Source organism: Laceyella putida, from assembly GCF_042665195.1.
GTDB lineage: Bacteria > Bacillota > Bacilli > Thermoactinomycetales > Thermoactinomycetaceae > Laceyella > Laceyella putida.
On record NZ_JBHTBW010000007.1, the window covers coordinates 1 to 12,294 of the forward strand.

Consider the following 12,294-nt stretch of genomic DNA (forward strand, 5'->3'; position numbering starts at 1 on the left):
TTTTTTATTGATTCGACAAAAAAGGCTGCTGACCCTGCCTTTCAAGGCAGTTTGTCAGCAGCCTCACCACTTTCCTACTGGAAAGTGGTTTTTTCTTGTTATCTATTCTTCATCCACTTCGATGTGAAAAAGTGAACCACCGTCCGTATACTGAACGGTATGTGGGATGGTGTGAGAGAACGGGGGTTAGTCACCTTCTCCCACTCGATTTCCATTCCTTTTTTTGACAAATCCCTTTACCATTCTATTCTAAAAGATACAATTATAAAATAAACCTATTCACGGCGAAAGTGAGAGGGAATGACATGAAATTCGGCAAAAAGGTAATTAGCTTGCAAGCGGCGATGTCCCTTCTTGTCGCCACAGTGGTCATATTGGCATTGGCCGTCACCGGATTTTTGATAAGCAGGGAAGTGGTTCAAGAAACGGATAAACACCTGACCGACAAGGCGCTCGATATTGCCAGAATGGTGGCGCATTCGCCGCTGGTGATCGATGCGCTGGAAGGGAAAGAGGATGACAGGCAGATTCAGTCGTTCACCAGTGAGATTGGTCGGATGACCCAGGTGAAGTTTATCGTCGTGATGGATATGAATCACATTCGAAAATCACATCCGGATCAGACGAAGGTCGGCAAGCGTTTTGTCGGTGGAGACGAAGACAAGGCGATGGCCGGGAAAGAATATATTTCTGTGGCGGATGGGACCCTCGGAAAGTCGTTGCGCGCGTTTGAACCCATTCGGAACGCCGCAGGAAAGCAAGTGGGGGTGGTCGCTGTCGGGATCTTGATGGATCGGGTGGAAGCGGCCAAGGCGCAAAGCGCGCGCAACATTTACATCGGTGTCATCGTAGGTGTTTTGGTGGGCGCAGCGGGGGCCTTGGTGTTGGCCCGCAAGGTTAAAAAGATATTGTTCGGATTGGAACCTTTTCAGATCGCCGGGCTGCTGCAGGAGCGCAACGCCATGCTGGAGTCTGTGCGGGAAGGCATTTTGGCAGTCGATCATGAAGAGAAGATCGTCGTGGCCAATGCCGAAGCGGTTCGCATCTTTCAGAGAAGAGGACTGGTTGGGCCACTGGTCGGAAAAAACATTGAGGAAGTTATGCCAGAATCGCGATTGCGGCATGTTTTGGAGAGTGGGAGGGCGGAGGTTGATCAAGAATACGGTTTGAACGGATTGACCCTGGTGGTGAATCGAGTTCCCGTAACAGTGGAAAATCAAGTGGTCGGCGCCATTGCCACGTTTCGGGACAAAACGGAACTGAAGCAGCTGGCGGAACAACTGACCGGCGTAAAATCATATGCCGAAGCATTGCGGGTGCAGGCGCATGAATTCCTTAACAAGTTGCATGTCATTTTGGGGCTGGTGCATATCGGTGAGTACGACAAGCTGTCTTCTTTCATTCAGCACATCACCGATCATTACCAAATGGAAGTGGGCGCGGTGTCCAGGCTGGTGAAAGAGCCTGTCTTGGCGGGATTTTTGTTGAGCAAATACAGTTATGCCAGGGAACATGGCGTAACGTTGCATCTATCGGGTGATTGCCCATTACCGCTGCCGCGAGACCCTGAGCTGGTGGGTGAGATGATTACCATTCTCGGTAATTTGATAGACAATGGGATTGAGGCGGTGGAGGGTGGTGAAAAGAAAGAAATCAGTGTTTTCCTTAAATACGATGGGACGGTTTTCTCGTGTTCCGTTCAGGACAGCGGGGGAGGAATTCCCGATGAAATCCGCGGGGACATATTTAAGCAAGGCTTTTCAACCAAAGGGAAAAATCGCGGTTATGGATTGTATTTGGTGGAGAGCAGTGTTGAAAAATTAGGTGGCACTTTGGTTGTGACGTCCGATGGAGATGGGACGACATTTACCATCAATCTACCGTACAAAGCGAAGGATGAGTCATCGTGATACGAGTGTTGATTGTGGAGGATGATCCGATGGTGGCGGAAATCAACAAACGCTATCTGGAGTCCATATCCGGGTTCGTGTGCATCGGGGTTGCGGCCAACGCGATGGAAGCCAAGGCGGTGTTGGATAAGAAAATGGCCGATTTGGTATTGTTGGATATTTTTATGCCGGGGGAAAGTGGCTTGGCATTGTTGAAGGAGATCCGCAAGGAAGAGAAGAGTATTGATGTCATTGTCATCTCCGCCGCGAATGACATGCACAGCATCAAAACGGCCCTGCGGCTTGGGGCGGTTGACTATCTGATCAAGCCCTTTGAGTTTGAGCGTTTGAACGCCGCTTTGCGGATGTACCAGCAAGAACATGAATTGATGAGAAAACAAGAGGAATTGAGCCAAGAAGATTTGGACAATTGGTTGTTGTATCAAAGCAGAGCCAAGGAAACCAGGCCAGAGCTGCCCAAGGGATTGGCCCAAGAGACGTTGCAACGTGTGGTGAACCTGATATTTGAACTGGGGAATGAGGGGTTTTCCACAGAAGAGTTGGCCGATAAAGTGGGGATTTCGCGGGTGTCGGTCCGCAAATATTTGAAATTCCTCACCGATATCGGGTTTGTGACGGCTACCTTGACTTATCGTTCGGTTGGGCGCCCGGTAGCGCACTATCGTTTATGTGAGATGAATAAAGAAAAAATCGTTCCGTATCTTAAGGCACCCCACAGATAACGGTGCCTTGCTTACTTTTGTTACAAAACCTTTTTATTATTTACATAACATACACGGACGGAGGGTTATAGAGTAACATGTTAGTTACAAATGGGAGGTTCTCGAAAAAAATGAAAGCGATTACCTCCCGCGGCGTGTAGGCGGATGAATCCCCAAGGCATGAAATTCCGTTTCCATCAAGACCGTCCCGATTGAAAAGGAGGGGCATAAGGGGAAGACTGGACTTTTTATTCATTTTCATAAAAACGCTTACTGTGGAGGTAGAGGTGGATGAAGAAATTATTCACGAATTTAACCTTTCAGGTGTTGAGTGCCATAGCCATCGGCATCATCCTCGGCACCGTTGCGCCGGAAACAGCCAAAAACTTGAAGCCGCTTGGCGACATTTTCATTAATATGGTGAAGATGGTGATCGCCCCGATTATCTTTTTCACCATTGTCCTGGGAATCGCCAAAATAGGCGATATGAAAAAAGTGGGGCGGGTCGGAGGAAAAGCGTTGCTTTACTTTGAGATCGTGACCACCTTCGCCCTGATCATTGGCCTCATTGTCGCCAACGTGGTAAAACCGGGGGCGGGAGTGCATTTGGATGGGTCCAAAATGAACGAGAAGGTAGCTGAGTTTGCCCATGAAGGGGAGAAAATGGATATGGTTGACTTTCTGATCCATATCGTTCCCTCCAATGTGGTGGAGTCGTTTGCCAAAGGGGATATCCTCCAGGTGGTCTTTTTCGCTGTCCTGTTCGGATTCGCTTTGGCTTCCCTCGGCAAATTCGGCGATCCCGTCATCGAGCTCTTTGACCGATTGAGCCACACCTTTTTCAAGATCGTGAATATCGTGATGCGGGTGGCTCCGATTGGCGCATTTGGGGCGATCTCCTATACCATCGGCAACTATGGCCTGTCCACGCTCATTCCGCTAGGGAAGTTGATGCTGTCTGTCTACCTGACCATGTTTTTCTTTGTCTTTGTCGTGCTCAATCTCATCTGCAAAAAGTACGGCTTCAGCCTTTGGAATTATTTGAAATTCATCAAGGAAGAATTGCTGATCGTGCTAGGCACCTCTTCGTCCGAATCCGTTTTGCCACGGATGATGGACAAGATGGAGAAGTATGGCTGTTCCAAATCGGTGGTGGGCTTGGTTCTGCCCACAGGTTATTCTTTCAATCTGGACGGAACCTCCATTTACTTGACCATGGCGGTGGTCTTCTTGGCTCAAGTGAGCGGGGTGGACCTGAGTCTTACGCAAGAGTTGACGATCATCGCCATTCTCATGCTGACATCCAAGGGCGCGGCGACGGTGACTGGCGGTGGATTTATCGTGTTGGCGTCCACCCTGAGTGCGATGCAGGTCATCCCGATGGAGGGGTTGGCTTTATTGCTCGGCGTTGACCGCTTCATGTCGGAGGCGCGGGCGATTGTCAATATGATCGGAAACGGGATCGCCACCATCGTCGTGGCGAAAAGCGAAAATGAATTTGATGCATCCAAGCAACAAGCGGCGGATCAAAACGCCGACTCTTCTCTGACGAGTGCCGTTTAAAGGAACCGCGTTAGAGAGGATCACAATGGCTAATCATCATTGGCAACCGGGGACACCCCAGGCAATCAGAGCCTGGGGTGTCATTTTGTTGCGACGATGGTGTCGACGTCCAACGCTGAAAACCAACGGGATATTTTTGAATTTTGAGATTTGTGGACAAAAGTCCAGGGAATATGCCCATTTGCTCAAGTTTGTGTCATATATGCTTCCATGAATAAAAAAATCATGTTAAATATACTTACATAAAATTGTTGAAAAACATAACAATCATATCGTATACTAAATCACATAAAAGAGTGCGGGAGGAAAATGATTGTTATGAATATTGAACTTAATACGCTATGGGTTTTGTTGGCGACGGCGATGGTTGTGTTTATGGAAGGTGGATTTAGTCTGCTTGAGGCCGGTTTTGTGCGGGCGAAGAATGCGGTCAATGTCACGATGAAAGTCTTTGTCGATTTAACCTTTGGCACACTGGCTTTTTATGTGATCGGATTTCACCTGATGTTTGGGGAAGATGTGGCTGGCTTGATCGGCAAGGTCTTTGGCGCGATGCCGGATCAAGGGCCGGGCGGATTGCCGTTGGCGGCTTATCTGTTGTTTCAGATTGCCTTTGCCATTGCGGTTGCGTCGATCATTTCCGGCGCGGTGGCCGAAAGAATGAAATTTTCGGCGTATATGTTGGTTACGGTAATCGTGTGCGGTGTGTTATATCCGATCTCGGGACACTGGATTTGGTCTGAGCATGGCTGGTTGGCGCGGTTGGGAATGAAGGATTTCGCCGGTTCGACGGCGATTCATGCGATGGGCGGCTTTGCGGCGCTGGCCTTGGCTCAATTGCTTGGTCCACGCCAAAATCGTTTTAACGGGGAGAATCGCTCCAACCGGGAGTTTGCACCGAGCAATCTTCCCTTGGCGTCGGCGGGAGCCTTCATCCTGTGGTTTGGCTGGTTTGGATTTAATGCGGGCAGCACGTTGAGTGCGGGGGATGCGCGGTTGTCCACCATTGCGTTAAACACCTTTCTTGCGGCCGCGGCCGGGGGCGCTTCCACGATTCTCGCTTATCTGATCCGCAAGAAACCGGTTGATCCGGGAATGGTCATCAATGGATCGCTGGCGGGGCTGGTTGCCATCACGGCTGGTTGCGCTTTTGTGACGGAGACGGCTGCGGTCATTATCGGGCTTATTGCGGGAATATTGGTCATTTTTGCGACGGATTGGGTGGAGCGCCTGAAGATAGACGATCCGGTTGGCGCCGTTGCGGTGCATGGATTTAATGGCGTTTTGGGAACGGTGGCGGTCGGCTTGTTCGACATCCAAGCGGGATGGATCACAACGGGCCAGACCCGCCTCTTGCTGGTGCAGTTGTTGGGAGCCGTGGCCGTTGCGGCGTGGGGCTATCTCTCCGCTTACGCAGCGGGCAAGCTGCTGCAAGTGAGTGTGGGGATCCGTGTTTCCCCTGAGGAAGAGCAGCGGGGGCTTGATCTGAGCATTCATGGCATGGCGGCATATCATGCGGAGGAAAGCCATGCGGGTGTGGAGGAGCGAACGGAGCCTGCCGTGCAAAAGCAACCGCAACCGGTTCATGCCAATGTGCTGGTTTCGGTACAGGAAGGGACAAGTCTGTAGAGAGGGTTGGGAGAGGAATGAGCATGTTCGTGGGCAATGTGCATTAAGGGATGTAAGCACGCAAGCAACAAGCCTGGTGCATCGGTGAGCGCCAGGCTTGTCATTTTGCTGGGATCGAAGGCGAAGATCTGGGTGAAACCGTTTTCATTCAACGGCGATTTTTTTATCGTGATCGTCCCTGTGCCGTTTGTAAAAAGAGATGATTTGCGGCAGGTAATCAGCAACATCCGGGCAATCGATGCCCGCCGCCAGAAGGATCGAGCGGGCTTTGCGGCAATCGTATTCGGCGTGGGATGACAGATAAACCAGCGACTCCTTTTGCACGCTTAGCCAGCGCGGAATGGGGGGGAGTTTCATTATCATCTCGAATAAGGAAAACGGGGCGGTCAGCGCCGGTTTTTTCCCCAACAGTTCCTCACTGATCATATGAATGAGTTCACGGACGCGGGGAGGAGAAGGAGAGGTGAGATGGAAGGTCTGGTTCACCGCTTTTTCGGAATGGGCCAAGGCAAGGCTTGCCTCGACGATATAATCAACGGGAACCATGTTGAAATAAGCTTCTCCTTTTCCGATGTAAGGAATGGGCCATTGGCGGAGCGCATCCAAAAAGCGCATGATGAAATATGGCCCGTCAAACTTCGCGGTTTCCCCTGTTTGGGAATCGCCAACCACAATTCCGGGGCGAAGGATCGTTACCGGCACGCCCTCAAGTTGGGCCACCTTCTTTTCAGCTTCAAACTTGGACCATTCATAATGATTTTTAAACCCTTGTCCACAATCAAGCTCATCTTCCGTAACCGGGCCTTCACGGTCTCCGGAAACATATGCGGTGCTGAAGTAGACATACCGTTGCAAATTGTTCAGCGACCGGACGAAGCGATTGACGTGTTCGGTCCCGACCACATTGACGGCGTGGGCGGCCTCTTTTGGCACGGCGAGATTATAGAGAGCCGCCAAGTGAAAGACATGGGTGACTTCTTCTTGGAGTTGTTTCAACTGATTTTTTGACAAGCCGAGATGTTCTTTTGTAATGTCCCCAGGCAGAAGTTGAATGTGTGGATTCGAGCACATATGACGGGCTTTAGTCAATTGTGTTGGATGAACGAGAAAAACAAACGAAGCCGATGGGGATTTTTCCTGCAAGGCATGAAACAATTTGGAAGCAATAAAGCCTGGAAACCCCGTAAACATGTATTGGGTCAATGATACCCCTCCCAGCGAGCAATGAAATGAATTGCAGGTATCTTTATGATGATATCATTATAAATAATCTGAATATTATGGTCAAATGAATTGTTTATATTGGTTTATCCGAATCTATGCCCTGACACTCTGCTTTCTTGAAGCATAGATTAGCAGAAAAGGTGCCTCTTGAGCTTGCCGATGTGGAACGACCAACCGCCGCTTGAGTTTTCATGGATGGCCTGATCCATGAAAACGGCAAGGGTAATTCCTTTTCTGCGGAAAGGAGGAATAGCATGTGCGTGTTCAATTTCATTCCGAAATTCCATTGTTTGATCAAACAGGGCGGTGCGGTGAATATCGGTTGCAATAATAATATTTGGGTGACAAAGGATGGGATTGGGGGCGACGAGGGCGATGAAGGTGATGGAGGAGGCGATATGCCCGGTAACGCCCCGTCGCAAACGCCCCCCACCCTTCCATCGACCAAGCCCGCCCGTGTTCCGCGCTGCCGGGGAAGGAACCGGTCAAAACGGAGGCGGCGGAGAGCAAAGGCTTGAATGATTAGGGTGTGTCTGATAAATATGTCGGCGGTTCCAAAACCGTTTTCCCATTCGCTTCACGCGTGACGAGGCGCTCATCGGGAAAAGGTTTTTCCACCGCCTCCTATCGGTCAAAATGATTTGCCAGACACGTCTTAGTGAACCCGTCTCAAACTAGGGGCTTCGGAGGCGTCCCCGTCAGTGAAAAAGGACTTGTGCAATGCCGATATTTCAAATAAAATAGAGAAGTGCAAACTATCGATCAATGACAAGGGGGGTGAGGGTTCATGAACTGCGCATGGAATCGTTGCATGGTTTGGTTGGCTGTGGAAATCACTGCCATTACCTATGGTTTGGCGATGGACGGGATACGTGTGTCCTTTTTTAGCCATAACCCTGCGATTCGATGTGTAGCGTAAGGAACCCTCACTTTTCTCACCATATACGGGGAAAAAGCCATGAGCAGGGTTTGCTTGCTGATGGCTTTTTTGTGCCCAAAAAGGAGTGCTTGTCGATGATCGTATGCGCATGTCATCAACTGAAAAAGATGTTGGGTGCCACATGGGTGCTGAAACATATAAATGGAGAAATCCACGACCAAGCCCGCATTGGGTTGGTCGGGGCCAATGGAAGCGGGAAGACCACGCTGCTGAAGTGTTTGGCCGGGATCGAGTCGCCCGACGAAGGAGAGGTCTTCATCCGCAAGCAAGCGAAAGTGGGCTATCTGGCGCAACTGCCGGAAGCGGACGAAGCGACGACGGTGAAACAGATATTGCGGCAACCTTTTGCGGAACTTTTGCAAATCGAACAAAAGATGAATCAGCTATCGCTCCAGATGAGTGAACAGGCCGCGGATGAAGCGAAGCTGACCCGCCTGCTCAATGAATGGGACGTGTTGCGGGAACGGTTTGAGCAAGGAGGCGGTTACCAGATCGATTCGATGATTGCCCAAGTGGCCAAAGGATTGGGCATTCAGGAAGAGATGTGGGACCAGCCGTTCAGGCAATTGAGCGGCGGTGAACAGACGAAAGTCGGTTTGGCCGTTTTGCTTCTGGCCCGACCGGATTGCCTGTTGCTGGACGAACCGACCAACCATTTGGATTTGCCTTCCGTTGAATGGTTGGAGACTTATATCCAAAAGTATCAAGGCGCGGTGATGGTCGTGTCCCATGATCGAACCTTTCTTGACCGTGTGACCACGGAAACATGGGATTTGGAAGATGGAGAAGTCGTCATCTATCCGGGCAACTATTCCAGCTTCATCAGGCAAAAGGAAGAGCGCCTGTTGGCTGAATTTAGAGAGTATCAAGAGCAAGAGAAGAAAATCAAAAAAATGAAAGAAACGATCAAACGGCTCAAAGAATGGGCCAACCGCGCCAACCCGCCCAATGCGGGAATGCATCGGCGCGCGAAAAGCATGGAAAAAGCCCTGGAGCGGATGGAAAAGATCAAGAAACCCGTCTTGGAGCGGAAAAAAATGCGCCTGCACTTTGACATGAACGGGCGGAGCGGCAAGGAAGTGATCGTTGCCGAAAACATTGGCAAGCTATACGGGGATCGCCTGCTGTTTGCGGAGAGCGATGTCCTGGTTCGCTTCGGTGAAAGAAGCGCGATCGTGGGGGCGAACGGGACGGGCAAATCGACGCTGTTGCGTATCATTCTGGGACAGGAAGAAGCGGATGAAGGCACGGTTCGGTTGGGTGCGGGTGTGAAAATCGGTTATCTCTCCCAAGCGGGGTATGAGGGTGAACCGGAGCAAACCGTGATCGAAGCGTTCAGGGAGGAAGTCGCCGTCACTGAAGGAGAGGCGCGTCAGCTGTTGGCCCGCTTTCTCTTTTATGGTTCCGCCGTCTTCCGCAAAGTGAAAGAGTTGAGTGGTGGGGAACGGATGCGGTTGCGCTTGGCTCAACTGATGTATCAGGACATCAATTTGTTGGTGCTGGATGAGCCGACGAATCATCTGGATATTGACTCGCGGGAAGCACTGGAAGAAGCGCTGGCGGAATTTCCCGGAACCATTCTGGCCATCTCCCATGACCGGTATTTCTTGAACCGCCTGTTCGGCACGATTTATTGGTTGGCGGATCAGCGGCTCATCCGCTATGACGGGGACTATGATTGGGCGAGGAGCAAACGGGCGCAGACTTGAAGAAAAGAGGGAAGAGCCTGCCGTCACGGGGCTCCTCTTTTTTGTTTGGCTGACCTGCGCACAGTTGGTTCACAGAGGTTTTCGCCTGGGTTATCTTTTTAAAGTGACGAATTAATCAATCGACAGAAGCACTTGAAAATGGGGAGAGATGGAAGATGAACACCATTCGCAACATTTATTGCGTGGGCAGAAATTATCGTTTGCATGCGGCGGAACTGGGGAACGACGTGCCCACATCCCCGATGGTCTTCGCCAAGCCCACCCATGCGCTGGCGTGGGCAAAAGGGCAAGAGATCGCGTTGCCCGGCGGCAAAGGGGATGTGCACTATGAAGCGGAGCTGGTTGTTCATGTCGCGAAACCGTATCAAGCGGGGCTTCAGGTGGCAGAGCTCGTGGATCAGTTTGCCCTCGGCATCGACTTCACCTTGCGCGATCTGCAAAAGGAATTGAAAGAGCAAGGACATCCTTGGCTCCTGGCCAAAGGTTTCCCCAACTCCGCCTTGGTGACGGAGTTTTGTGAATTCCCCGGGGAACGGGTTTGTCGGGAGAAAGATTTTTCCTTGGTGAAAAATAGGGTGGAAGTGCAGCGCGGCAATATCCGTGACATGATATTTGATTTGCAAACGATCATCGATTTTTGCGGACACCACTTGGGATTGGGGGCGGGGGACATCATTTATACGGGCACTCCCGCCGGTGTGGGCAAAGTACGCGCCGGAGACCGCTTGCAACTGTTGTGGGGAGATGAAGTGCTGGGTGAATGTTCGGTGAGATGGAGTTGAGGGCAACGGTAAACGTGAAAAAACCAGCACCAAGACCATGGTCTTGGTGCTGGTTTTTTCATAACGGATCAATGGGGGAACCGATCTTTAAAATCGTACTGGAGTAAATCCAACATAATGGAACGATTCCCAAAACGCTTCCCGTTCCATCAGTATCCTTGTCCTCCATAAATAAAATCATCACTCTATGATGAATCAGCATCCAATGAGAAACTACCCGCGCCGCAAAAGTGGTTCTCCACTGGTTCACCATCTTTGGTTGGGGGGAGCCATTCGGTTTCAGGTGTCCGGTTGAAGTGTTGCCCGCTTATTCATCATCAAGCATGGATGTCAACCCAATCTTTTTTCCGTTCCCATTATTTTGCAACAAAATCAAAGTGTTCCCAGGTGTTGTGAACGGGACGGTTACAGACCAACAAAGAGTCCAATCCCAGATCGGCACTCAGATAATTCTGGTTGCCCAAGTTTTTTAAGGCTTTTTTCCCGTCCGCGGTGGTTTCCACTTGGAAGGTTTCCCACGGTCCAATGGTGGAACGGTCCGCAGCAACGGAGCCATCCGGTTTGACGGAGACATATTTGTAATCGGTTGAAGAAAGCAAAGCCACTTGGCCATTGCCCAGATCCTTCACTTCAAACATCTCCCATACGCTGGCTGCGTCCCGGTTGGCGCGCAGTTTGCGGTCACCGACAAACTTGTCGACCGTGACGAATTTGCCGTTGGCCGCGGCTTTCAATGTGACAAACGATTTGTCGGGCGCAGGTGCGTAGTCTTGGTTTTGGCGTTGGTACACACGCACATAATCGATCTGGTATTTTTGTGGGAAAATGGTCGTGTTATCTGGAGAGCCGGGCCAATCTCCGCCTACGGCCAAGTTAAGGATAATGAAGAAATTGTGGTCAAACGCCCATGGGCGCCCATCCAGGTCTTCCGGTGTCCGCACTTGATAGAGTTGGCCGTCGACATACCACCGGATCACGTTGGGTTCCCATTCGACCGTATACGTGTGAAACTGGGTGCTGGGGTTGTCCGGCATGTCGTGGTAAGCGCCGATTCCCGTGCTTCCGTTATAGTCGGGACCGTGAAGGGTGCCGTAGACGGTGGTCGGGGTTTTGCCCACATACTCCATGATGTCGATTTCCCCCGAATTCGGCCAGCCTACTTGCGGAAAGTTGCTGCCCAACATCCAAAAGGCGGGCCACATTCCTTGTCCATAAGGAAGCTTAGCGCGCATCTCCACTTTGCCATAGCGAAAATCGAATTTGCCGGCGGTGTTCACGCGGGAGGAAGTATAATGGAACATTTGTCCGTTATGAGATCGGTCTTCCTTTTTGGCTTGGATGGTCAGATATTTATTTGCCGGATTGTTGGGATCGCTTTCAAGAGAGAGGTTGTTGGTGGTATAAAGCTGAAGTTCGTTATTGGGTCCGGGACCGGTTTCAAAACTCCATTTGGAAGTGTCCAATGATGTTCCGTTAAATTCATCGTTCCACACTTGAATCCAAGTTCCCGCGGCGGATGTGCGATCAGGGGATGGCAACAGAAAGCTCCCTGCGGTGATGGTTAAACCGGCCAACAACGCCACTCCTGTGGTGAGGGTTAGTTTGAGAGACATGGGGTTCCTCCTTTGGGTTTCGTTTAAGCATGGAAACGGCCTTTCCCCTTTCTAAAAAATGAGGCTATTCCATGGGTAAACCGGTTTCCATGATTCATCTTATGAGAAATAGTCGGAAAAGTCAATAATCTATTTGGGGATGGGTGGGGCGTCGCTATAACCGTAACGGCAACGCTCAGGGCGTATAAGTCCGCGCGGGTACAGGGAGGCGCCTATAAGGAAG

At 50.8% G+C, this 12,294-nt stretch carries 10 protein-coding genes; 7 read left to right on the forward strand and 3 right to left on the reverse strand.

The features are described from left to right. The first annotated feature begins 305 nt into the window (after positions 1 to 305). The 4 genes from dcuS (at position 306) to ACFQNG_RS03590 (ending at position 5,803) form a co-directional block, all read left to right on the forward strand. On the forward strand, positions 306 to 1,910 hold the full coding sequence (gene dcuS / locus ACFQNG_RS03575) for a DcuS/MalK family sensor histidine kinase (protein WP_379863485.1): 1,605 nt from the start codon (positions 306 to 308) through the stop codon (positions 1,908 to 1,910). Next, a complete protein-coding gene (locus ACFQNG_RS03580) occupies positions 1,907 to 2,632 on the forward strand; it encodes a response regulator (RefSeq protein WP_379863487.1) in 726 nt (241 codons plus the stop codon). The genes dcuS and ACFQNG_RS03580 overlap by 4 nt, the downstream gene beginning before the upstream one ends. Positions 2,633 to 2,902: 270 nt before the next feature. After that, positions 2,903 to 4,174: a dicarboxylate/amino acid:cation symporter gene (locus ACFQNG_RS03585; protein ID WP_379863488.1), complete on the forward strand. Its 1,272-nt coding sequence runs from the start codon at positions 2,903 to 2,905 to the stop codon at positions 4,172 to 4,174. 309 nt (positions 4,175 to 4,483) lie between these two features. Next, a complete protein-coding gene (locus ACFQNG_RS03590) occupies positions 4,484 to 5,803 on the forward strand; it encodes an ammonium transporter (protein ID WP_379863489.1) in 1,320 nt (439 codons plus the stop codon). Positions 5,804 to 5,947: 144 nt separating this feature from the next. Here the strand turns inward: ACFQNG_RS03590 and ACFQNG_RS03595 are convergent, their stop codons facing one another. Together ACFQNG_RS03595 and ACFQNG_RS03600 are read right to left on the reverse strand one after the other, a co-directional pair. Continuing rightward, on the reverse strand, positions 5,948 to 7,006 hold the full coding sequence (locus ACFQNG_RS03595; RefSeq protein WP_379863490.1) for an SDR family oxidoreductase: 1,059 nt from the start codon (positions 7,004 to 7,006) through the stop codon (positions 5,948 to 5,950). 149 nt (positions 7,007 to 7,155) lie between these two features. Next, complete coding sequence (locus ACFQNG_RS03600; RefSeq protein ID WP_379863491.1) at positions 7,156 to 7,449, reverse strand: hypothetical protein; 294 nt, start codon at positions 7,447 to 7,449, stop codon at positions 7,156 to 7,158. A gap of 365 nt (positions 7,450 to 7,814) precedes the next feature. On the opposite strand from ACFQNG_RS03600, the gene ACFQNG_RS03605 reads away from it, so the two are divergent. The 3 genes from ACFQNG_RS03605 (at position 7,815) to ACFQNG_RS03615 (ending at position 10,458) form a co-directional block, all read left to right on the forward strand. Next, positions 7,815 to 7,946 (forward strand): hypothetical protein, encoded by a 132-nt coding sequence (locus tag ACFQNG_RS03605; protein ID WP_379863492.1) that lies wholly within the window; start codon positions 7,815 to 7,817, stop codon positions 7,944 to 7,946. Positions 7,947 to 8,041: 95 nt separating this feature from the next. Continuing rightward, positions 8,042 to 9,676: a ribosomal protection-like ABC-F family protein gene (gene abc-f / locus ACFQNG_RS03610; RefSeq protein WP_379863493.1), complete on the forward strand. Its 1,635-nt coding sequence runs from the start codon at positions 8,042 to 8,044 to the stop codon at positions 9,674 to 9,676. A 155-nt stretch (positions 9,677 to 9,831) separates the two neighbouring features. Further along, positions 9,832 to 10,458, forward strand: coding sequence for a fumarylacetoacetate hydrolase family protein (locus ACFQNG_RS03615; protein WP_379863494.1), 627 nt, complete (start codon positions 9,832 to 9,834; stop codon positions 10,456 to 10,458). Positions 10,459 to 10,814: 356 nt separating this feature from the next. On the opposite strand, the gene ACFQNG_RS03620 is transcribed toward ACFQNG_RS03615, so the two are convergent. Then, positions 10,815 to 12,071, reverse strand: coding sequence for a family 16 glycosylhydrolase (locus ACFQNG_RS03620; RefSeq protein ID WP_379863495.1), 1,257 nt, complete (start codon positions 12,069 to 12,071; stop codon positions 10,815 to 10,817). Positions 12,072 to 12,294 lie beyond the last annotated feature (223 nt).

Excerpts from the sequence above, each read along its gene's own strand:
- ACFQNG_RS03615 (WP_379863494.1), top strand. The coding sequence starts at position 9,832 with ATGAACACCATTCGCAACATTTATTGCGTGGGCAGAAATTATCGTTTG.
- dcuS (WP_379863485.1), top strand. The coding sequence starts at position 306 with ATGAAATTCGGCAAAAAGGTAATTAGCTTGCAAGCGGCGATGTCCCTT.
- ACFQNG_RS03620 (WP_379863495.1), bottom strand. The coding sequence starts at position 12,071 with ATGTCTCTCAAACTAACCCTCACCACAGGAGTGGCGTTGTTGGCCGGT.
- ACFQNG_RS03585 (WP_379863488.1), top strand. The coding sequence starts at position 2,903 with ATGAAGAAATTATTCACGAATTTAACCTTTCAGGTGTTGAGTGCCATA.
- ACFQNG_RS03605 (WP_379863492.1), top strand. The coding sequence starts at position 7,815 with ATGAACTGCGCATGGAATCGTTGCATGGTTTGGTTGGCTGTGGAAATC.
- abc-f (WP_379863493.1), top strand. The coding sequence starts at position 8,042 with ATGATCGTATGCGCATGTCATCAACTGAAAAAGATGTTGGGTGCCACA.
- ACFQNG_RS03590 (WP_379863489.1), top strand. The coding sequence starts at position 4,484 with ATGATTGTTATGAATATTGAACTTAATACGCTATGGGTTTTGTTGGCG.